The sequence below is a fragment of the Desulfofustis glycolicus DSM 9705 genome (assembly GCF_900130015.1).
In the GTDB taxonomy this organism is placed as follows: domain Bacteria; phylum Desulfobacterota; class Desulfobulbia; order Desulfobulbales; family Desulfocapsaceae; genus Desulfofustis; species Desulfofustis glycolicus.
On sequence record NZ_FQXS01000002.1, the window covers coordinates 65374 to 86349 of the forward strand.

Annotated in this window: 16 protein-coding genes; 4 read left to right on the forward strand and 12 right to left on the reverse strand. The window is 57.7% G+C overall.

What is annotated here, in order from left to right:
- Positions 1 to 2: 2 nt before the first annotated feature.
- Complete coding sequence (locus BUC26_RS02595) at positions 3 to 1886, reverse strand: tetratricopeptide repeat protein (protein WP_073373274.1); 1884 nt, start codon at positions 1884 to 1886, stop codon at positions 3 to 5.
- Between the two features lie 251 nt (positions 1887 to 2137).
- On the reverse strand, positions 2138 to 5533 hold the full coding sequence (locus BUC26_RS02600; protein ID WP_073373275.1) for a transglycosylase domain-containing protein: 3396 nt from the start codon (positions 5531 to 5533) through the stop codon (positions 2138 to 2140).
- A 439-nt stretch (positions 5534 to 5972) separates the two neighbouring features.
- On the opposite strand from BUC26_RS02600, the gene BUC26_RS02605 reads away from it, so the two are divergent.
- The 3 genes from BUC26_RS02605 to yhbY all read left to right on the forward strand — a co-directional run bounded on the left by BUC26_RS02605 (position 5973) and on the right by yhbY (position 9254).
- Positions 5973 to 7622: a LysM peptidoglycan-binding domain-containing protein gene (locus tag BUC26_RS02605; protein ID WP_073373276.1), complete on the forward strand. Its 1650-nt coding sequence runs from the start codon at positions 5973 to 5975 to the stop codon at positions 7620 to 7622.
- A 66-nt stretch (positions 7623 to 7688) separates the two neighbouring features.
- Complete coding sequence (locus tag BUC26_RS02610; RefSeq protein WP_073373277.1) at positions 7689 to 8885, forward strand: TraB/GumN family protein; 1197 nt, start codon at positions 7689 to 7691, stop codon at positions 8883 to 8885.
- 36 nt (positions 8886 to 8921) lie between these two features.
- A complete protein-coding gene (gene yhbY / locus BUC26_RS02615) occupies positions 8922 to 9254 on the forward strand; it encodes a ribosome assembly RNA-binding protein YhbY (protein ID WP_073373278.1) in 333 nt (110 codons plus the stop codon).
- A 159-nt stretch (positions 9255 to 9413) separates the two neighbouring features.
- On the opposite strand, the gene BUC26_RS02620 is transcribed toward yhbY, so the two are convergent.
- The gene (locus tag BUC26_RS02620) at positions 9414 to 9809 is read right to left on the reverse strand and encodes a rhodanese-related (seleno)protein (RefSeq protein WP_263577201.1); all 396 of its coding nucleotides are present in this window, start codon (positions 9807 to 9809) and stop codon (positions 9414 to 9416) included.
- A gap of 239 nt (positions 9810 to 10048) precedes the next feature.
- Here BUC26_RS02620 and BUC26_RS02625 point away from each other — a divergent pair, with 239 nt between their 5' ends.
- Positions 10049 to 11263: a CaiB/BaiF CoA transferase family protein gene (locus BUC26_RS02625; RefSeq protein ID WP_073373280.1), complete on the forward strand. Its 1215-nt coding sequence runs from the start codon at positions 10049 to 10051 to the stop codon at positions 11261 to 11263.
- Between the two features lie 351 nt (positions 11264 to 11614).
- Here the strand turns inward: BUC26_RS02625 and BUC26_RS02630 are convergent, their stop codons facing one another.
- The 9 genes from BUC26_RS02630 to BUC26_RS24485 form a co-directional block, all read right to left on the reverse strand.
- On the reverse strand, positions 11615 to 12388 hold the full coding sequence (locus BUC26_RS02630; RefSeq protein ID WP_073373281.1) for an MBL fold metallo-hydrolase: 774 nt from the start codon (positions 12386 to 12388) through the stop codon (positions 11615 to 11617).
- Positions 12388 to 12861 (reverse strand): dUTP diphosphatase, encoded by a 474-nt coding sequence (gene dut / locus BUC26_RS02635; RefSeq protein WP_073373282.1) that lies wholly within the window; start codon positions 12859 to 12861, stop codon positions 12388 to 12390. Before dut ends, BUC26_RS02630 begins: the two co-directional genes overlap by 1 nt.
- Before the next feature lie 65 nt (positions 12862 to 12926).
- The gene (gene pnp, locus BUC26_RS02640) at positions 12927 to 15008 is read right to left on the reverse strand and encodes a polyribonucleotide nucleotidyltransferase (protein WP_073373283.1); all 2082 of its coding nucleotides are present in this window, start codon (positions 15006 to 15008) and stop codon (positions 12927 to 12929) included.
- Between the two features lie 320 nt (positions 15009 to 15328).
- Entirely contained in the window at positions 15329 to 15598 is a 270-nt protein-coding gene (gene rpsO / locus BUC26_RS02645) for a 30S ribosomal protein S15 (protein ID WP_073373284.1), read from the reverse strand.
- A gap of 127 nt (positions 15599 to 15725) precedes the next feature.
- On the reverse strand, positions 15726 to 16502 hold the full coding sequence (gene truB, locus BUC26_RS02650) for a tRNA pseudouridine(55) synthase TruB (RefSeq protein WP_073373285.1): 777 nt from the start codon (positions 16500 to 16502) through the stop codon (positions 15726 to 15728).
- A gap of 16 nt (positions 16503 to 16518) precedes the next feature.
- On the reverse strand, positions 16519 to 17529 hold the full coding sequence (locus BUC26_RS02655) for a DHH family phosphoesterase (protein WP_073373286.1): 1011 nt from the start codon (positions 17527 to 17529) through the stop codon (positions 16519 to 16521).
- Positions 17507 to 17932 (reverse strand): 30S ribosome-binding factor RbfA, encoded by a 426-nt coding sequence (gene rbfA, locus BUC26_RS02660; protein ID WP_073373287.1) that lies wholly within the window; start codon positions 17930 to 17932, stop codon positions 17507 to 17509. The genes BUC26_RS02655 and rbfA overlap by 23 nt, the downstream gene beginning before the upstream one ends.
- Before the next feature lie 12 nt (positions 17933 to 17944).
- Complete coding sequence (infB, locus tag BUC26_RS02665) at positions 17945 to 20677, reverse strand: translation initiation factor IF-2 (RefSeq protein WP_073373288.1); 2733 nt, start codon at positions 20675 to 20677, stop codon at positions 17945 to 17947.
- 78 nt (positions 20678 to 20755) lie between these two features.
- Positions 20756 to 20968 (reverse strand): DUF448 domain-containing protein, encoded by a 213-nt coding sequence (locus BUC26_RS24485; RefSeq protein WP_208609697.1) that lies wholly within the window; start codon positions 20966 to 20968, stop codon positions 20756 to 20758.
- Between the last annotated feature and the right edge of the window lie 8 nt (positions 20969 to 20976).

Sequence of the window (20976 nt, forward strand, 5' to 3'; positions counted from 1 at the left end):
GCCTACAGCTGATCCGGAGTTCGTACCGGCAGCGGTTCCGACGAAGCCGGCGGAGCCGGCTGCTCCGGCGCCGACAACGGCAGATCGAAAACATCGACACCGACGGGTACGACCTGCTGATCTTCTTCCCGCAGCAGTTCTTGGCGCTGTTCTTGTTCTTTGATAATCGGCAGCAATTGCGGGTCCAGGGCATTCATCTCCTGCTCGACCCGGTTGATATTGCCTACGACTTTGTCGGCGATTTCGACCTCGGGATACTTTACCAGGATATCCTTGAGCACTTGTCGGGATTCGACGAGCAGCCGTTTTTTGCTCTCGATATCCGTTGTCTTTGAAAAACGGATAAAAAGGTCGGCGGCCTTGCGACGTTCGATCATAGCCGCCTTGAGCGACAATTCCTTGATTTTTTCCGCCGCCCGGGCACCGAATTCACTATCGAGCAAGGTGGTGAACACCTCGATCGCACCTTCATAATCCTCGGCCTCGGCGCGCAGCATACCGTCGTTCCAGGTCCGTTGCAGCTCCTGCATCTGCTCGATTTTATGGGTCTCCCGCGCAACTTCCTCGGCGAGTACCAGTTCGTCCAAGCGGGCCTGCACCTGCTGGCGATGCTCATCACCGACGAGATCTTCAGGAATCGTCTGTAGGAGCTCCATCGCATCCTGAAATTTCCTCTCCTCGGCAAGCTCGGCGGAACGCGACAGATAGTTGTTAAACCAAGCGTCAGCCCGCCGCTGTGCATCTTCCCTGATCGCATCGACATTGGATGAAACTGGCGAGTAGGGATACGTCTGCAGAAATGTGTCGGCCTGCCAGACGATCGAGTAACCGTCACGGCGCGGCAGATAACCGAGATAACCGCGCAGCAGCGAGGAATATTCGTTTAATTCCGGACTGCCCGTTTCGCTCCTTTCGAGAATGGATAATTGCAGGTTCGCCCACTGCTTGATCGAACCGATCGCGTCATAATCGTCGTCGATTTGGTTATATTGCTTCCGAGCGGCGGGGTAATTGCCATAGGAGGTATAGAGATCGGCGAGGACCTTGCGCAGGGAGAGAATGTCGGTTGGTTGCTCGTCGGAGGCCGACATCGCATCGACGATCTGTTGATAGATCCGGGCCGCCTGTTCCGGTTGATCAAGAAACATCAACGCATTACCATAAAGAATCCTGGTCTTGAGACTGACCCGATCGACTTGATGTTCCGGTATTTTCAGCCAGACCTGCACGACCTCGCTATATTCACCGTTGGCGGAATATCTCTCGATCAGAGTCTCCACCTGGTTGAGGTCCGCCCCTTCCTGCCGCTGCTGCCAGCCGGCATCCTCGTCGTGCGCTTCACCGAGCATCCTGCCGCAGATCCCCTCGAGAAAGTCGATATCCTGTCGCTGAAGGTCCAGTACCTGTTCGGGACCGATCACTTCCGGGACAATGACATTTCTCTGGAGCAGAGTGTCGCGCAGCTGCTGGTAACCGTTCAAGACCGTTTGCAGGTCACGAAAACAGCGAACCATCGTGTCGCTTTGCTCCTTGTCGAGCTGTACAACAACCGCCTGATTGTCCAGCTCTTTCCAGCGTTCCAGCTTCCTGCCATACTCGAAAATCCGATCGTTGATGTAACCGACCGGCAGCAGTGGTGCCTGATCCGCAACGTCGGGCCGGACCGTTTCGACCGGCTCGAGTACCGGCCGGGCAATCGGCTGGGGACCGCTCTTCGCCGGGTCGGCAGTTCGGCTACCCGGAGTCTCGATACTGCGTTCGGTGATCGCCGGCGGCCGGCGGCTGACGGCGGAATCAGCGTCGTTTCGCGGCAGCGATTTCTGGGCACAACCGCTGAACAAGAGGGCAAAAGACAGTACAACAACAAGACAGGATGCCGATTTCATGGAACAGTTTTCCTCTCTGTGCGTCACCTGATGACGATTCAATTCATGGGTCATGAAGATACTGTAAGGGAACTTGAAAAATTCGGAATTTCGTTCAAGATCGAGGCGCGCAAGAAAATTTTACCGCAGGCATATACAAGATATTCCATAGATAAAATTTGATTGTGCAACGATGAGATCGGGCGGAATGACATTTTTTCAAGGTTCCCTACAGTAAGTTTACTAACCTATCGGAGAAAAAGCAAAAGAGTTTAACGACCTGCGGCAAGATCGACGCCACCGGAAAAGGAAGTGGTTTCGGCGGAAACATCCGAGGCGGACTGAACCGGCACGCTGAGCGACCAGAAGGGCGCGACGATTCGCTGCACCTGAAATCCCTGCTCGGCTCCGATCGAGCCGAAGGTCATAATCGCCGGTTGATAGCGATCAAGTGGATCCACCAGTCGCAGCGGCACACTCGGGATTCCGCCCTGCTCGACATCGATCGCAAGGTTTTTCTGGCCGAGATCCGGTCGTTTGATCGTCAGCCCATAAAATGACAGGTCTACCGGATCGAGATCGGCGGCGTAGCCATGCTGGTCAACGATGTCGGTAACGATGGCGGTCCAGGCCGGCAATGCCCCGAGAGAACCGGTAACACGAGTGGAACCGCGGCGCATCGGCTTGTTATCATCATAGCCGACATAGACGCCGACGCTCCAGCCGTCTTCCAGAGTCAAACCATTCCCGTTATCGCCGATACCCGGCAGATACCCGAGAAACGAGGCGTTGGTGTAACGATTGGCCGTCCCGGTCTTACCGAGCAACGGGACGGACAGTTCCATTCCATCGATAATCTCATCACCGGTATCGGTGAGCTTGACCTGCCGATCGGCATACCGACCTGTACCGAATTTGATAGTGTTCTCAAGTATATGACCGAGAGACAACGAAGTTTTCGGGTCGACCAGGAAACGGCTGCTCCGCTGTGGCCGGAAGAGAACCGCGCCGTCTTCGGACTCGATACGATCGATAATCGCCAGACTCTCATTGATCGTGCCATCTTCCTCGGTGAAGAAATGGCTCTCGCCGCTGACCATGGTTTCGTAAACCCTGGTCGTTTCCAGCAGCGTAACCGAATTGGAACCGAGCGGGAAAGAGAGGACCGGTTCAAGCTCACTCCTGATTCCCATCGCTTCCCCGAGGGACAGCAAGTAGTGCAGACCGACGAGGATTCGGTAATCGTCAACATACTCGAGGACTTCCATACTGTAAGGGAGGTGCTCGAGCAGCCGTTGAAATTCCGATTCCAGATGACGCTCGACGACATCGAAGGCCGCCACGGAGATCAGGTTACCCAGCCTGATATCGCCGATAAAAGCATGGCGTTGGCTGTCGTCCATGTCGGCCAGATAGCGTTGCACCCGCTGCCGACTCAACAGCACCGTTTCCCCACCACCAGGCGCCGAACGGGCAAAGCTGTAGCTGTCACTGGGGCGGTGGTAAAACAGCTGCGACCGTCCGACCGCCGCCGGAGACCCAAAATCGTCGGACAGTACCGGCATCGACTGCCGCTCATCGAGATAAGCGGCAAGCTGGTTGCGTAGGTTCGAGAGACTCAGAAACGTGGTGCTGAGCAGGCGCCGACGCAGGCGCAACTCCTCTTCCCCGCCATCTTCATAGATTCCTTTTTCGAGATCGCGATCGATTTCCGCAAGAAACGAATCGTAGCCAAGACCGTAGTGCAAGGACCTGATTGTTTCCGTTTCGTTATCGAGCCCTTCGAAGATCAGGTCTGTCTCGATCGTCTGCATGGTCTTTCGGTACGCCGCCTGGCGGATCGTCTCCCGGTTGAGGACGATGCCGTAGCGGTCACGGATACGCGCCCGGAATAATCGGTATGGTTCGGCTTCGCCGTCGACAACTCGCGGGGTCAGGCCAAGCCCCTCGGCCACCGCATTGAATTCGCTGCCGTCGAGTCGGTCGCATAGATGGGCGGTGAGCCAGACCGAGGCCAGGTTTTCGGATTTTACGCCGGCCCAGCTCATGCTGACCTGCTCCTGTTCAATCGCGTGATCGGGGCGAGGGAAATAGGGACGGTTCTGGTAAACGAAGACCTCCCGTTTATTGCTTAACAAATCGGCGGCGTTCCAGCCGAGCTGCAGCGCTGCGGTATAGACAAACGGTTTATAGGATGACCCCATGGTCCGCCTGCCGTAAACGGCACGGTTGAAGAACCGGTTCTCCGCACCGCCGGCAACGGCCAGGATCCGCCCCTGCCTGAGCACCACGGCGGCACCCTGAACCTCCGGAAAACGTGCCAGATCAAGCAGCATCCGCCCGTCTTCGCCGATTTCCCTGACTCGCACCCAAACCTTGTCGTACTCTTTGATCTGCGCCAGTAACTCGTCGACATCTTTATCGCCAGCCTCGGTCCAGCGATGTTGTTGCCATTTGACGCGGGCATCGGCCAACTCAAGAAGCCCCTGGCGATCGATGATGCCCACACCTCGTTTTCTGCCGAAATCGACACTGACACCAAGATCTTCGCCAGCCCCGGCAATTGAAAGGACCGTGCCGAACAGGAAGGCTCCCTTCTCGACCACCGTGTCACCCGCGTAATCCAGCTGCTTCAGCTCCGCCTGCACCTCATCATGCTCATAGCCGCGCAGGCGAACATCGAGGTAGGACAGATGAGCTCGCAGTGCCTCCAGGCTTGAGCGCTGTACGTCACGGTCGACCGTGGTGACGATCCTGACCCCGGACGTGGCAATGTTGTCGATACCATGCGCGGCAAGGGCCGTTGTCACCCGGTCCGAGGAGACCGCATCGGTAACCATGGCCATTACGTAGTCGAGGGGATAGCCGACCGTACCCTGATTGAACGGAATCGACCCGGCCCGAGCCCGTTTAAAGTCGGCTTCGCTGATCATCTTGAGCTCCCGCATCTTGCCCAGCACGTAGCGCATCCGCTCCACGGCACGCTGCTCGGCCTGCGCCGCCTCTGCCCTCGACTTCTTGATAAACGGGTTATAGGCATTGGGACGCTTCACGCTGCCGGCGATAAAGGCCGACTCGACCAGCGTCAGCTCTTCGGGTTTTTTGTCGAAATAGTAACGGGCCGCAACCCCGAGACCGAGGCCGTTGCCACTGACATAAAACTGGTTGACATAAAACTCGAGAATCTGTTCCTTGCTGTAATGGTATTCCAGGCGGAGCGCGTAGAGCAGCTCCTTCAATTTCGCCTGGAACGAACGTTCCTCCCGCTTGAACAGGTTTTTCGCCGTCTGTTGGGTCAGCGTGCTACCCCCCTGAACGATCCGTCCGGCCTGGATATTTTTGATCGCCGCTCGACTGATGCCGACGATATCAAACCCGAAATGACTGAAGAAACGATTGTCTTCAGCGGCAACAAGCGCGTTGACAAAGACATCGGGAACCTCCCGATACTCGATGTAGCGCCGGTGAGCGTCGGCGAAGAACACGCCGAGCGGGGTTACCCCGTCGTTATAGAGAACCGGACTCTCACGGCCGAGAATGGTCCGGATATTGTCCAGCGAGATCTCTTCTCCCGGTTCTAAGGCAATCAACCAATACAGGAAACCACCGCCGGCAAGAGCGGCCAACAGCAGCAAAGCCGCCAGCGTGAGGAAGAATTTTTTGATCATTGTCGTGAAGATCGGAGGGGTCTGCAGACGATATCGGACGCGAAACGACCGGATGAAGCGGTTATCGGGAACAATTTTCTTGCGATAAAAGTCACTTCAGGGTCTATTATGGCAGTTTTGCGCTCGGCCTACAAATGGGCTGAATGTACCTTGTTGACGGCGATAACTCAAGGGAACCCTGAAAAATTGTCATTTCGCCCAATTTCATCGTTGCGCAATCAAATTTTATCCTCGGAATATCATGTATATGCCTGCGATAAAATCTTCTTGCGCGCCTTGATCTTGAACGAAATTCCGATTTTTTCAAACTCCCCTCAGGCCGGTTTTACCAAACATCGGTGATTCTGGCCGGAATCAATACACCCACCAGGCGATGCTACGATCATTCTTATTGTCCACCGCAGTTCGTCCTTTTTATTATTGTGCACTGATCGTAATCATGATTTCCAGTTCAGGGTGCGCGATCAACGAAAATCTGGCTTGGCTCGATGTCGATTTTCTCTCTTCGGACGAAACCGCAGCGGCGGCTCAGGACCCGGAGCTGCAACCGGTTGTCGCCGAATCGGAAATCTGTCTCGACCAGGAACTCGAAGCGCTCGCCTCCACCGGCAGTTGGGACGCACCGCAGACCGAGCACCCTGCCCCGGCCATCGAAACAGAATCGGAACCGGCTATAACATACGACTTTCCGATCGTCATCAATCGCCAGGTCGAAATGTACCTCGACTTGTTCCAGGGTAAACTGCGCCCCTATTTCAGCCAATGGCTGGCCCGCTCCGGTCGCTATCTGCCGCTGATGAAGACGGAACTGGAGGGAGCCGGTCTGCCGCTCGATCTGGTTTACCTGTCAATGATAGAAAGCGGCTTCAGCCAACGTGCCTACTCGCGTGCCAGAGCCGTCGGACTGTGGCAGTTTATGGCCGGCACCGGGCGCGATTACGGCCTGAGCGTTTCAAGCTATATCGATGAGCGGCGTGATGCCGAAAAATCGACGCGAGCCGCCGTCAGCTACCTCAAACACCTCTACAATGAGTTCGGGGACTGGTATCTGGCGGTAGCGGCCTACAACGGCGGGCCGGGCACCATGCGCAACGCGCTCAAACGCTCGGGCAGTTCCGATTTCTGGGAGATCGCCGAGGGTAAATATCTCCGCCTGGAGACCAAGCGGTACGTCCCGAAGCTGATTGCCGCCATTATCATCGCCAAAGATCCGGCAACCTACGGTTTTGATGATATCACCTACGAGACCCCGCTGGCCTATGAAACGATGACCGTCGGTCCGGGGCTCAGCCTTCAGGCCGCCGCGCTGCTCACCGATTCCGAAGACTCCGTGATCAAACAGCTCAACCAGGAACTACTCAGCGGTAAAACCCCGCTGGATTGCGAACAATACGAACTGAAGATCCCGCCCGGTACCCGGGAGCTGGCCGAACACAACCTCCCCCGCTTGCACAGCATTGCCACGACCGACTACAAAACCCACATCGTCAGGAAAAACGAGACGCTGGCACAGATCACCAGGAAATACAACATCAACACCACCACCCTGCTCAAGGTCAACAACCTGAAGAGCAACAAACTGACGATCGACAGCCGGCTGCGTATCCCCTACCGGACCGTGGCCTATCGTTTGCTGCCGGAAGGAATGGATCCGCGTCGTGCCGCCGGAGACGAACTGCAGCTGCACACCGTCAAGAGAGGGGACACCATCTCGAAGATCGCCCGCCAATACCAGGTGCCAGCCGAGCTGATCGTCTCCTGGAACGGCCTGCCTAACGCGCACCAAATCACCGCCGGACAGCAGCTCGCCCTCTACATCGGCAGCAGTGAACCGACGACGACCGTCGAAACCGTCGCAAACGACTCCGCAGCCGAGGTCATGGTGCTGACGGCGGTAAAAAAATTACCTCCGCAGCAGAAGCTGCAACAACCGGCAGCCGTCGAGCAATGGTACCGGGTACGCAACGGCGATTCGCTATGGACCATTTCCCGACGCTTCAACACCTCGCCGGCCGACATCAAGAAATGGAACAACCTGAAAACAAACCTCATCCATCCCGGCAACCGGCTCAAGCTGATTGATGTCTGAACCCCGACAGCCGAGCGATCTCCCGGCCCCTCCGCACGGCGGTGCCGCGTTGCAGCGTAATTTCCAATGAATGATACAGTCTTCCCGGGGCAGACCTACCCTTCCGATGTCCACCTGCTTGCTGACGGAGAGCGCACCGTTCTGCTCATCGGTACCGCCCATGTTTCTCAGCTGTCCGTCGATCTGGTGACCCGCGTCATCACGGCCGAGCAGCCCGATGGCGTCTGCCTTGAACTGGACGAACGGAGATACCAGGCACTAACCGATCCGCGACGTTGGCAGCGGTTGGATCTGAAAACGATCATCAAGAAGAAGCAGCTGTCAACGCTGCTCATTTCCCTGCTGATGGCCTCCTACCAGCGGCGGCTCGGCGACCAGCTCGGCGTCACCCCCGGAGCGGAATTGGTCGCCGCGGCACGATCTGCCGAAACAACCGGTGCACAGGTGTTTCTCTGTGATCGTGACATTCGTATCACCATGCGGCGAGCCTGGAAATCAACGTCTTTTTTTCGAAAAATGACGTTGCTCTCATCCCTGCTCGTCAGCCTGTTCGATACTGAAAAAATCGACGAAAAGCGGCTTGAGGAATTGAAACACCACGACAGCCTCGGCGAGCTGATGGCGGAACTCGGCGATTCACTGCCTGAACTGAAGCGGGTATTGATCGATGAACGAGATATCTATCTGGCAGAAAAGATCAAACAGACATCCGGCTCGCGGATCGTTGCCGTGGTCGGTGCCGGCCATGTTCCCGGCATCAAGCGCTGCTGGCCTCTCGATCAGCAAGGCCGGATGACGGAACTATCCACCATTCCCCCGGTTTCCCCTACCTGGAAAGTAGTCGGATGGTTGATCCCGATCCTGATCCTGACGGCCATCGGTCTGATCGGGTACCGGCACGGCGCCCAGGCTGCCGGCGACAACATCATCTATTGGATCCTCGCCAACGGCATCCCGTCGGCGATCGGTGCCCTGATCGCCCTGGCTCATCCGGCAACAACGCTGTCCGCTTTTGCCGCCGCGCCGCTGACCAGCCTGACGCCGGTCATCGGTGCCGGCTACGTCACCGCGTTTGTCCAGGTCATGGTACGGCCGCCGGTGGTCCGTGAGTTCGAGACGGTCACCACGGATATGGCCAGCCTGTTCGGCTGGTGGCGCAACAAGCTGCTGCGCGTCTTTCTCGTTTTTCTGCTGACTGGCCTCGGTTCCGCCGTCGGCACTTATATCGGCGGGTATGAAATTCTCAAGAACCTGACCGGATAACTGCTCCCTACCCGCTCCCGACCGCTCGGAGATCATATGCCTGACGACAAACAAACACCAAATCCACCCGCCTTGTCCAACGCCCAGAAAAAAGCGTTGCGGCGTCTCGGGCATGAATTGACACCGCTGGTGACCATCGGCAAAGAGGGCCTTACCGACAGCGTCATCGAAGCGATCGATTCGGTGCTCACCTCGTTTGAGTTGATCAAAGTGAAACTGCTCAACACCACACCACTGGACAAGAAAAGCGCCGCCGATGTCATCCCGAAACGCACCGGCAGCAATCTGGTGCAACTGATCGGCAAGACCCTGCTGCTCTATCGACCCAACCCCAAACGCCCCAAGGATAAACAGGTCAAGCTTTCTTAAGTGTTTGTCGCCGGCAACCGGTTGCGTCCTGCGCAGTATTTATATGAAAATCGGCGGGACAGGGTTTAACCTGTCCCCCGCTCACTTTCAAAAACCAACCAGCCATTCCGACCACGATACCGATTTTCATGCTTCGTTGTGATCATCAGTCATAGACGGTTACTTCTTCTCGGTCGGAAAATCATTGCTCAGCCACTGCCGCCATCCCCCTTTAAGGGCAAAGACGTTGCCGAACCCCTGATCCATCATGATCCGTGCCACACTGGCACTGGTATATTCATTGGGTCAGGCACAATAGAGGACAATGGTCTTGGTCGTGTCGTAGGATTTCGCCCAGGAAAAGGCCTGGTTCGGGTCTTCCCGGACCGCCCCGGCGATTTTGCGGTCGCTCGCGTCCCAATCTCGGCTGGTACGCACGTCGATTACCACCAGATCAGCCGATCCGAGACGGTCTTTCAACTCCTGCTGATCCATGGTCGGCACCTCGGCGGCCATGAGAGGCCCGGCCAGGCCGATCAGAAGGACCGCAACCAGTTTCAACAAATGTTTCATCATCATCGCTCCCGATAGAGATGGTTGTCTGAAATGCGGCATCCGTTCGGGTGCCACATGGCGTTTCTACTATAAGACCGATACCGGCCGTTGTCTCGATGACTATCAGGCTGCCACAACATGATCGACCAATTACCCTTGACCTTCACGAGACCAGTCGGTAAAATTGTCGACAATTGCATTATCGACAATAATCCACCCAGGGCCTCTTGCCCCCACACCGTCTCCAGGAGGAGCAGATTATGACCACAGGACTCGAAGGTATCAAGGTGATTGAAGTCGGCGGCGCCTTCGCCATGCCGCTGGCCGGTATGCTCATGGGCAGCTGGGGCGCCGACGTGATCCACGTCGAACCGCCGAAACGGGGCGACCTACAACGTTATCTGCTGGCCGCCGGTATGGCCGGCTGGGCACGGCCGCATGAGGTCAACTATATCTGGGAGCACGTCGATAGAAACAAGAAAAGTCTGACTGTCAATCTCGGTTCTCCTGAGGGCCAGCAGATCATCCACGACCTGGTGGCCGGCGGCGATGTCTTCCTGAACAATCTGCGTCCCTACGAGATGGAAAAATTCAATCTCGACTACGAGACCTTGCAAGCCATCAACCCGAAGATCGTCTACGCCAACCTGACGGGATACGGCCAGCGCGGACCGGAAAAAAACGTCGGCGGTTACGATTCGGTCGCATTCTGGGCCCGCAGCGGTGTCATGGATCTGATGCACGAGGCCGACAGCCCACCCAACATTTCACGACCGGCCTACGGCGACAGCCTCACCTCACAAAGTCTGCTGGCCGGCGTGATGGCCGCCCTGTTCATCAGGGAACGCACCGGCCAAGGTCAGGAGGTGGAAGTCTCTCTATTCAACACGGCCACCTTCGCACTCGGCACCGATATCACCGGCTGCCTGATCAGCGGCGAAGACTCGGTCCGGCCGGCGCGCAAAGCGATGGGCAACCCGATCCGCAATATCTATCCGACCAGCGACGGGCGCTGGATCATGCTCGGCATGACCAATTCGCAACACTATTGGCCGGCTTTCTGTCAGGCGATCGAGCACCCGGAGCTGGAAAACGATCCACGCTTTGCCACCCAGGAGGAGCGCTCCGGCCATGCGGCTGAACTGGTGGCTATCCTGGAAGAGATATTTCTTATGAAAACCTATGAGCAGTGGATGGATATCCTCAGCCGCAACAAGCTGGTCTGGTCCCCGGTCAAGACGCCGCTTGAGGTCATCGCCGACGAGCAGGCCATCGCCAATGACTTTTACGGCGACTGGGACCACCCGACCTACGGCCCGATCAAGCTGCTCAACAACCCGATCAAGCTCTCCAAGACACCGGCGGACAATCGCTGCAAGGCTCCGGATCTCGGTGAACATACCGACCAGATTCTGGCCGGTCTCGGCTATTCGCAGGAGAAAATCGACGAGTTGCGGGCGAACGGTATAATCTAGCGTGCCATTTTTAAAAAAGCTTACTTCAGGAAATTTCTCCGACCAGAATTATCGGAAATCCGGAGCCATGGTTCGCAGTGCCGGAGGCTGCATCGCGAAGGTCCGGCGGGCCGAAGTATCAGGCCCGTAGGGCTGCGGACAGGACGTCCGCAGCCGGCGGCCAGGCCATGGATGGCCTGTCTGCCGGCCTCGTAGGCCAGCCGATCAGGCCACAGCGCAGCAGCCGGAGGTAGTGTGAACCATGGCGGCTACTCAATCCGTTACGAGCAGCATTCCGGCGTTGCTTTTTAATAGTTACTGACGCACCCCGCAGTGTTCGCAAGGCACTTCAGAAACAGAGGAAGAGAACGTTCAGGTCAGCTCGAAAAGTCGGGTCGGGATTGTCTGGCAGGCACAATCAAGGATACTGCTTCGGCCGATTGGTTGCAGCACCGCCGCCGCTTCCCGGTAGGCCAGCTCCGGCAGGTTGTTGGTCTCGCTGAGGTGAGCCAACACCACCTGCTGCAACCCTTCGTGATCGAGCGCTGCCAGCAGTTCGGCGCCCTCGCCGTTGGACAGATGTCCCCGGCTAGAGCGCACCCGTTGCTGCAGCGCCACCGGATAGGGGCCGTTTTTCAGCAGCAGCGGATCGTGATTGAATTCCAGGATCAGGGCCTGACAGTCGCTCAAACGGCGCCGGATCAGCCGGGAGACCGCCCCGGTGTCGGTGCAGATGCCGAGGCGGTGAACGCCGTCATCGACAATAAAACCGACCGGATCACCGGCATCATGGGAAATGGCAAAGGAGCGGATTTCAAGATTGCGAAAACAAATGGGCTCGCCGGTTTGAAATTCATCACGGCGAAACGGTTTCGCCAGTGTCTTTCCGGCCCCCTGGTAGGTCCGCTCGTTGGCAAAGAGCGGAATCCGGCAGCGCCGCGACAGGACGCCGGCACCGCTGATATGATCCTGATGTTCGTGCGTGATGAAAACGGCGGCGAGCGATTCCACGGAACGGTCGATCAGCGCCAGGCGGGCCGCGGTTTCCCGGCCTGAAAAACCTGAGTCGACAAGCAGAGCAGTGTTATTGGACTCAATATAGACGCAATTACCGCCGCTGCCGCTGCCGAGGACGGAAAAGCGCATCAGCGCACCCCGGTGTGACCGAAACCGCCGTCGCCACGCCGAGTCTGTTCAAGCTTTGGTTGGAGCCGCAGGGTGGCGGCAGCAACCGGGGCGACTACCAATTGGGCGATGCGGTCACCACGTTTGATCAGATAGGGATCCCGCCCCAGGTTGATCAGGGCGATCTTGACTTCGCCCCGATAGTCGGAGTCGATGGTGCCCGGGGCGTTGAGGATGGTCACGCCATGACGAACTGCCAGCCCGCTACGCGGCCTGACCTGAATCTCATAGCCTTTCGGGATGGCGACCGCCAACCCGGTGGGTATCAGAGCCCGCTCGCCGGGGTGCAGGAGATGATCGGCGTCCAGTGCGGCACAGACATCCATGCCGGCCGCTCCGTCGGTTTCATAGCAAGGCAGCGGCAGATCGCCGCTCTTTTCGCGGTCGAGCCAGCACACGGCAACGACCACCCGGTCGGCAGAAGAAGACGTCATGGCCATTGCTCCAGGCGAGGGGGCAGGACCGCCCCGAACACCGTGGGACGGTCCTGCCGATCAGATCAGTCGTCCTGCAGCAGGGCCTTGCGGCTCAATCGGATACGACCGCGACCGTCGATCTCCAGGACTTTCACCTCGATTTCGTCACCTTCCTTGACGATATCGGTCACCTTGTTGACCCGGCTCTTGTCCAGCTCCGAAATATGGACCAGACCGTCGGTTCCAGGCAGGATCTCGACAAACGCACCGAAGTCCTTAATGGTCTTGACCACCCCTTTGTAAACGGCGCCGATTTCCGGTTCGGCGGTGATCGTCTTGATCCGGTAGAGCAGTTCCTCGAAATTGGTACCGTCGATGGTAAAAATCTTGACCAGGCCGCTATCCTCAACTTCGATCTTGGCATCGTAGTCGGACGACAATTCCTTGATCACCTTACCGCCGGGACCGATCAAATCCCTGATCTTATCGGGGTTGATCTGCAGGGAGTGAAATTTCGGCGCATACTCGGATATTTCCTTGCGCGCTTCCGAAATGCCTTTGTTCATTTCCGAGAGGATATGCAGCCGGCCGGCCTTGGCTTGGGCCAGCGCCCTGCCCATGATGTCCCGGTCGACGCCGTCGATCTTGATATCCATCTGCAGCGAGGTGACCCCTTCGGCGGTCCCGACGACCTTGAAGTCCATATCGCCGAGATGATCTTCGTCGCCGAGAATATCGGAGAGAATTACCACCTTGTCGTTTTCCTTGATCAACCCCATGGCTATCCCCGACACCGGTGCGGAGATCGGCACGCCGGCATCCATCAGCGCCATGCTGCCGCCGCAGACGGTGGCCATCGAGGACGAGCCGTTCGATTCGAGCACTTCGGATACCACCCTGATCGAATAGGGAAATTCGGTGTCGGCCGGCAGCACCGCTTCAATGCCGCGCATCGCCAGCGTCCCGTGGCCGATATCGCGACGGGACGGACCGGTCATGCGCCGCACTTCGCCGACACAAAACGGCGGGAAGTTGTAATGCAGCATGAACCGCTTGTTCTCCTCGCCGCCCAGGGTTTCCACCCGCTGCTGGTCGCGCTCGCTGCCCAAAGTGGCGGTAACCAGCGCCTGCGTCTCGCCGCGTGTAAACAGTGCCGAGCCGTGAGTCCGCGGCAGATATCCGGCCTCGCAGCTGATCGGCCGTACTTCGTCGAAGGCGCGGCCGTCAATGCGCTGATCCTGTTCAACGATCATCGCCCGCATCCGTTTCTTCCGGAAACGCGACAAGAGGTCGACGATTTCGCCGCTTCGCTCGCCGTCCGGGTCCATCTCCTCAAGAATCTGAGTCACCAGTTGATCGTAGACGCGGCTGCGGTCAACCTTATCGGACGTGGCGATCACCGAGTTCATGCGCTCCGAGGCCCGATCGACAACCTGCTGGTAGAGCGTTTCGTCGATGGTTTTCGGTTCGACGACGCGCTTTTCTTTACCGTTGCCGGCCTGCAATTGTTTCTGAATTTCGATCAAGGGCTGCAATTGTTTGAAGGCAAAGAAAATCGCCTCAAGGACAACATCTTCGGCAAGGGTTCCGGTCTTGCCTTCGACCATGACCACCGCCTTTTCGGTGCAGGCCACGACGATATCCATCGTCGACTGCTCCAGCTCCGTTCTGGTCGGATTCATCACGTAGGCACCGTCGATATAGCCGACCCGGCCGCCGGCAACAGGTCCAGCAAACGGGATATCGGAGAGCATCAGGGCGCAACTGGCCCCGGTCAGCGCAAGAATGTCGGGCTCATGCTCCTGATCTGCCGACAGCACCGAGGCAATGACCTGCGTTTCGGCACTGTAGCCGTCGGCAAAAAGCGGCCGCAACGGGCGGTCGATGATCCTGCAGGTCAGGACCTCGCGATCGCTCGGGCGACCGATCTCACGGCGAAAGTAGTTACCGGGGATGCGGCCGACCGAGGCCATCTTTTCCTGGTATTCAATGGTAAGCGGCAAAAACCCCAATTCCGGTTTGTTGCGTTTATCTCCGACAGCGGTCACAAGCACGACCGTTTCGCCGCATCGTACGACAACCGACCCGGAGGCCTGTTTTGCCAATTTGCCGGTTTCAATAGAAATAGTTTTCGTTCCGATAGTGGCTTCAACTGTTTGCATCATGTATTCTCCATGATTCAGACCCTCTTTCGGGTCCGATGTTCTCCGATCGGATTATCCACCGAACGGATTTTCCTGCTTTAATGAAACGATCTGAGATAATTTCATCGCGGACCATTCCGCCCTATTGCGGAACAGCTTCATACTCTTCGTTGTTACTATATGGTGAAAAAAACGACGGATCCGGACGATCGCCACCACAGCCGGTGGAGCGACTCGCCCGGAACGGAGATATCTGTCTCTGTCGCGACGGAAACGACGGCGGGCTACTGCTCGCATCGTTTCCGCACCGACAGGAGACACGATTGGCTGGCAGGAAGGTGTTACTTGCGTATGCCCAGTTCCTTGATCAGTTCCCGGTACTTACCGATGTCTTTTTTCTTGAGGTAATCGAGCAGACTCCGTCGTTGTCCGACCAGTTTGAGCAATCCCTGACGGGAATGGTGGTCTTTGGCATGCACCTTGAAGTGTTCTGTCAGGTATTGGATGCGGTCGGTCAACAAGGCAATCTGGACTTCTGACGAACCGGTATCCGACGGGTGCGTTTTAAATTTCTCGATAATCTCGTTTTTCTTTACTGCCGACTGTGCCACAGTAATCCTCCTGTATCGTTCAGAACTCTAGTAGTTGTTCAATTATACTGCAATGCCGAATCGACGGCAAATCCGATCTGCCATGCCGACGACGTTGAATGACAGCAGTTCTCATTCGCGATCCGTTTCAACCGTAACAGGTAATATTATCGCTTTTCCCTGAAGACTGCAAGCATTTCTGCACTTCATCCACATCGACAAACGCCTGGCGCAACAGTTCGGGACCATTCTCTGCGGCCAGGGCCTGGCCGCAGACACTCTGCTCCACGGAAAAAGAGCCACTGGCAAGACGGCGCAGCGCCGTGAGGTAGGCCCCGCATCCCAGGGCAGCACCGATATCGGCGGCCAATGTCCTGATATAGGTACCCTTGCTGCACTCTACCAGTAACTCGAGCGTCGGGGCGCTCATCGTTACCTGCTCGCGGGGATCCAGCCAACGCAACAAGGAGATCGTTACCGGCCGCGGCGGTTTCTCGATGATGATGCCGTTCCGGGCGTAATGATACAGCGGCTTGCCCTGGTGCTTCACGGCGGAAAAGGCCGGCGGCGATTGCATGATCGGACCGCGAAAGCGGTCCAGTACCTGCTCTATGGTCTGGTGCTCAATCGGCGGCCACGGTTCGCTGCGTATCAACTGGCCTTCCGGATCCTGGGTCGACGAAACCGTGCCCAAGACCAGCGTCGCCAGGTACTGTTTCTCCCCGGCCATGATCCGATCGATCAACCGGGTGGCCGGCCGGCCGATGCAGACGACGAGCAGGCCGGTGGCAAAAGGATCGAGCGTACCGGCGTGACCGACTTTCTTGACGCCGCTGAGCCGGCGTACCAAGCGCACCATTGCAAAAGAAGTCTTGCCGGCCGGTTTGTCAACCAGCACCATCCCGGGCGCAAAAGGTACGGTCATCGGTTCGTGTCAACGATCAGGGAAGATGGCTGGCCAGTCGTTCGGCAATAACCTGGTGCAGGCGTTGCCGGGCCTCTTCGAGAGAAAGTCCGCAAAACCGGCAACCGGCGGCATTGCGGTGCCCACCTCCGCCAAACTCCTTGGCGATATCGGCCACATCGACAGCCCCCTTGGCCCTGAGACTGACCGAGACCCGGTTGTCGTCAAGCTCCTTGAGAAAAACCGCCACCCGGACTGAACGGATGGCCCGCGGGAAATCGACAAAGCCTTCGATATCCTGGATCGCGGCACCGGCGCGGTCCAACATATCATTAGTGACATGAATGCAGGCGATCTGTTCGTCGTCGGACAGATCGAGCGTACCGAGAACCAATTGCAGCAGCTTCAGTCGTCCGGGACTGAAGTTATCGTAAATCTGGGCGGCTACCTGCTCGGGCTTGACGCCGCTCGCCAGCAGCCGGCCGGCAATCTCCAGCGTCCGGGCACCGGTGCAATCATAGCGGAAAGAGCCGGTATCGGTGACGATCGCAACATAGATGTTAAAAGCGCCATCCAGAGAGAATTCCTGTCCGAGAGCGGTGCCGATCTCGTACACCATCTCACCGGTGGAGGAACGTAACGGATCGACCCAACGCAGATGTCCGTAGTTGCGATGGGACCGATGATGATCGACGACCACCAGTGGTTCGCTGTCGAGCAACAGGTGCTTATCCTTGCCGAGTCGTTCATCCTCACCGCAGTCGAGGACGATAGTCACCAGGTCTTTTCTCCCGGCCTGCCGGCGAAAGTCTTGTAATGCCTCAAGACTGCAACGAATCCGCTCGCAGCCGGGCAAAAAGTCATAGAGATGCGAAACCGGCTGATCGAGGTAGGCAAAGACCGTTTTCCCCATCGCCGACAGCATATCGGCCAGCCCGAGCAAGGAGCCGAGCGCGTCACCATCCGGATGGATGTGGGTCAACAGGACAAAATGACCTCGGTCTCTGATCAAGCGAAGAATATCTTCAGGAACGACGTTCTCGCTCATACTTCTCCCTGGCTATCTCTGCCAGTAGTTTTTCCACTTCAGACACTCTTTCCGCTCCCTCATCATACCAGAAGCGCAACTCCGGAGTAAATCTCAGATTGATGGTCCTGGCCAGATGACTGCGCATGAAACCGGCAGCCCGTTCCAACGCCTGCCGCGCCTCGTCGACAGTGCAGCCCCCCGGCAGGGTGGTAAAATAAATTTTGGCGTGACGCAGGTCATCGGTAACCGTTACCCGGTTGATCTGCACGTCATGCAACCGGGGATCGCTGCTGCGTTGCACCAGCAGCATGGACAATTCGTTACGGATTGCATCGGCGACCCGGACGGCACGCTTGGGAGGCTGCGAGCGGACCGCCCCGAGTGCCTCAAGTTCCTGTTTTGGATGCCATGGCTTCTTCATTGCGGCACACTGCTAGTCCAGCTTTGCTTCAACCTGCTGCATGACGAATGCCTCAAGCTGATCGCCCACCTTGATATCGTTGAAATGCTCAACGCCGATACCGCATTCGTAACCGGCGACGACTTCCTTGGCGTCGTCCTTGAACCGGCGCAACGAGCTGATCTTGCCGGTATAGACAACCACCCCGTCACGAACGACGCGTACACCGGCATTTCTCCTGATCGCCCCATCGGTGACGAAGCAACCGGCGATCTTGCCGACTTTCGGAACGCTGAAGGTATCGCGAATCTCGGCAGTACCGATGACCTCTTCCTCAAACGTCGGGTCGAGCATGCCGAGCATCGCCTTGCGGATGTCGTCCAAGGCATGATAAATGACGTCATACGAGCGCAGGTCAACGTTTTCCCGGCTGGCAAGATCCTTGATCTTGGCGGTCGGCCGAACATTGAACCCGATAATGATAGCATCGGAGGCCGAGGCGAGCAGGATGTCGGACTCGGTGATGGTACCGGTCCCCTCATGCAGGACCCGCACCTTGATCGTTTCGGTGGACAATTCCTCGGCAGCCTTGGCAAACGCCTCCAGGGTTCCCTGTACGTCAGCGCGAATGATCACCCGCAGTTCCTGTACGTCTCCCTCGGACATCTTCTCGAACAACTTATCCAGCGAAATCTTGCTGCCGGCTGCCAGTTCGGTCTCGCGCACCTTCATCGAGCGGGCCTGGCTGACGTTCTTGGCCATCTTCTCGTCGGTTACCACTATGAACTCGTCGCCGGCCAGCGGGACACCGGACAGTCCCTGGACCTCGATCGGGGCCGACGGTCCGGCCTCCCTGATCGGCCGCCCCTTGTCGTCGCGCATCGCCCGGACCTTGCCGCTGTACTGGCCGACGACGAAATAATCGCCGTTGCGCAGCGTTCCGTCCTGGATGAGCACCGTCGCAACCGCACCGCGCCCTTTATCCAGTTGCGCCTCGACGACGCGGCCTTTGGCCTTTCGTGATGCGTCGGCCTGCAGTTCCAGCATTTCGGCCATCAATTGAATGTTTTCCAGCAATTCGTCAATACCGACATTTTTCTTGGCCGAGGTTTCGCAATAGATGGTCTGTCCGCCCCAGTCTTCAGGGATCAAGCCGAAATCGGATAGTTCCCGCTTGACCCGATCCGGGTCGGCATTGTCCTTGTCTATTTTATTGACCGCCACCAGAATCGGTACACCGGCGGCCTGGGCATGATTGATCGCTTCTTTGGTCTGATCCATGACGCCGTCGTCAGCGGCCACCACCAGGATTACCAAGTCGGTGATCTGGGCACCACGGGAACGCATCTCGGTAAAGGCGGCATGCCCGGGCGTATCGACGAAGGTGACGTCACCGGCCTTGGAACGCACGTGATAAGCGCCGATATGCTGGGTAATGCCACCCGCTTCGCCCTCGGCGACATCGGTCTTTCTGATGGCATCGAGGATCGAGGTCTTGCCGTGATCGACATGGCCCATAACCGTGACCACCGGCGGCCGCATCTTCGTTTCTCCGCCCTCTTCCTGCGCATCGAGCAATTGGATACCGATCTCCTCGGTAATCCCCTGCTCGACCTCGTAACCGAAATCAGTTGCTATCAATGTCGCCGTCTCGATATCGACCACCTGATTCATCGTCGCCATGACACCGAGACCCATCAACTTGGCAATGACCTCGGAAGCCTTGACCTTCATCCGAGCCGCCAGATCGCCAACGGTAATGGTGTCGAAGACGGTGATCTTGCGTTTGCTGGCCTTCATCTCGATGGTCGACGGTGCGATTCGTTTGTCCGCTTTGCGGCCCCGTTTGCCACGCTTGCCGCCACGCTGATAGTCGGCGTCGAAATGGGTGAATTTAACGCTCTTCTTGCCCCCTTTACGGGCCCCTTTGCCGCGCCGGTCGCGGTCATCGTCGTCTGCGGTTCCAACTGCACGCTTGCCCTTTTTCCGGGCCCGCTCCGAGGCCTCAGCGGGCGTTTCCGGCTGGAATTCCACGGCGATTTTCGGTCGACCGGTCTTCGATGCGGTAGAGCGGGCCATCTTTTTCGGCCGGGACCGTTCAGCCGTGTCCGATTCATCAGGAACCGGCAGGTCGATCGAGCCGACCACCCGGGCGATGGTCTTGCGTTCCACTTTTTTCGACTTTGCCGGCGGTGCTGCAGCTTCCCGGTCATCCGGTTCGCCAGGTTGCGCAACAGAATCCTCAACCGTTTCGGCCAATGCGCCGTCATCGGTTTCGGTGCTCGGAGTCTCATCCCGATCCGCGTCGGCGGCCGGTTGCGCTACCTCCTCGGCCGGCTCGGCGGTCTCGCCTGCCGGAGACTGCTGCTCTTCCTCGGCTCCCGACTGTCTGAGGATCGACGCCTCTTCGGCTTCAGCCTGGACCGCCGTCCTATCGGCATCGCTGTCGCCGGTACCATCCTGTTCCGCCTGCTCGATCTCGGTCGTTTCTTCCGCGGCCTCTTCCTGCTCGGCCTTCGGACGCCGGCGAATAATGGTGGCCCGCCGCCTGATAACCGTCGCCCCCTGGGAAGCATCTATTCTCTTTTCGACCAGTTCGGTTTCCGAGTTCTGAAGCATCGTCCGGCGAATCTTTTCAGCGGTATCTTCATCGACTGTCGAACTATGGCCTTTGACGTCGTACCCTTCGGCAATCAACTTATCGGCCAGATCTTTGCCGGTCATCCCGGCTTCTTTCGCCAGTTCGTAAACCCTCACTCTGCTCATGCCTCACTCCTGGAAAACCACCTTCTGGGTTCTTCTTCGCTCTACCACAGCATCTATCACCAGGCAACAGCCGGGACATCATGTCCGGCGAAACAACCGCTGCCATCGTCTGCTGTCTGCGTAAAACCTGTTCATGCACGTCTCGTTACTGCACGTATAGACACCGCGCCCCGGTGCAACCTGGCGTTCATCGGCTACCGGACCGTCACCGCGCCAACAATGGCGCAGCAGTTCGCCCTTGCCTGCCTTCCTGCGGCAACTGACGCAGGTGCGAATCGGTCGCCGGGTCACGGACGATC

Bases quoted from the DNA above. Each gene is read 5' to 3' on its own strand.
- BUC26_RS02595 (WP_073373274.1), bottom strand. From the start codon at position 1,886: ATGAAATCGGCATCCTGTCTTGTTGTTGTACTGTCTTTTGCCCTCTTG.
- BUC26_RS02600 (WP_073373275.1), bottom strand. From the start codon at position 5,533: ATGATCAAAAAATTCTTCCTCACGCTGGCGGCTTTGCTGCTGTTGGCC.
- BUC26_RS02605 (WP_073373276.1), top strand. From the start codon at position 5,973: ATGATTTCCAGTTCAGGGTGCGCGATCAACGAAAATCTGGCTTGGCTC.
- BUC26_RS02610 (WP_073373277.1), top strand. From the start codon at position 7,689: ATGAATGATACAGTCTTCCCGGGGCAGACCTACCCTTCCGATGTCCAC.
- yhbY (WP_073373278.1), top strand. From the start codon at position 8,922: ATGCCTGACGACAAACAAACACCAAATCCACCCGCCTTGTCCAACGCC.
- BUC26_RS02625 (WP_073373280.1), top strand. From the start codon at position 10,049: ATGACCACAGGACTCGAAGGTATCAAGGTGATTGAAGTCGGCGGCGCC.
- BUC26_RS02630 (WP_073373281.1), bottom strand. From the start codon at position 12,388: ATGCGCTTTTCCGTCCTCGGCAGCGGCAGCGGCGGTAATTGCGTCTAT.
- dut (WP_073373282.1), bottom strand. From the start codon at position 12,861: ATGACGTCTTCTTCTGCCGACCGGGTGGTCGTTGCCGTGTGCTGGCTC.
- pnp (WP_073373283.1), bottom strand. From the start codon at position 15,008: ATGATGCAAACAGTTGAAGCCACTATCGGAACGAAAACTATTTCTATT.
- truB (WP_073373285.1), bottom strand. From the start codon at position 16,502: ATGACCGTACCTTTTGCGCCCGGGATGGTGCTGGTTGACAAACCGGCC.
- BUC26_RS02655 (WP_073373286.1), bottom strand. From the start codon at position 17,529: ATGAGCGAGAACGTCGTTCCTGAAGATATTCTTCGCTTGATCAGAGAC.
- rbfA (WP_073373287.1), bottom strand. From the start codon at position 17,932: ATGAAGAAGCCATGGCATCCAAAACAGGAACTTGAGGCACTCGGGGCG.
- infB (WP_073373288.1), bottom strand. From the start codon at position 20,677: ATGAGCAGAGTGAGGGTTTACGAACTGGCGAAAGAAGCCGGGATGACC.